General features: G+C 38.0%; 1 protein-coding gene. It reads left to right on the forward strand.

Going from position 1 to position 605, the window contains the following annotated elements; translation table 11 throughout:
• Positions 1-571 (forward strand): transposase (locus QM408_RS09220; RefSeq protein WP_414374362.1); only part of this gene is annotated, 571 nt, incomplete at its 5' end.
• Positions 572-605 lie beyond the last annotated feature (34 nt).

Below are 605 nucleotides of genomic sequence, written 5' to 3' on the forward strand. Positions count from 1 at the left end.
CGTGTTGGATCGTTTCCATATTGTCCAACACATGAGCCGTGCTATGAGTCGTATGCGTGTCCAAATCATGAATCAGTTTCATCGAAAATCTCATGAATACAAGGCTACCAAGCGCTACTGGAAACTCATCCAACAAGATAGCCGTAAACTGAGTGATAAGCGATTTTATCGCCCTACTTTTCGCATGCACTTAACCAATAAAGAGATTTTAGACAAGCTTTTGAGCTATTCAGAAGACTTGAAACACCACTACAATGTCTATCAGCTCTTACTCTTTCACTTTCAGAACAAGGAGGCAGATAAATTTTTCGGACTCATTGAGGACAATATTAAGCTGGTTCATCCTCTTTTTCAGACTATCTTTAAGACCTTTCTAAAGGACAAAGAGAAAATCGTCAATGCCCTTCAGTTACCCTATTCCAACGCAAAATTGGAAGCGACCAATAATCTCATCAAACTTATCAAACGAAATGCCTTTGGATTTCGGAACTTTGAAAACTTCAAAAAACGAATTTTTATCGCTCTCAATATCAAAAAAGAAAGGACAAATTTCGTCCTTTCTAGATCTTAGCTTTTATTCAACCCACTACAGTTGACAAAGAGCC

The sequence above is a fragment of the Streptococcus mitis genome, from assembly GCF_047464965.1.
Classification (GTDB): Bacteria; Bacillota; Bacilli; order Lactobacillales; family Streptococcaceae; genus Streptococcus; species Streptococcus mitis_DU.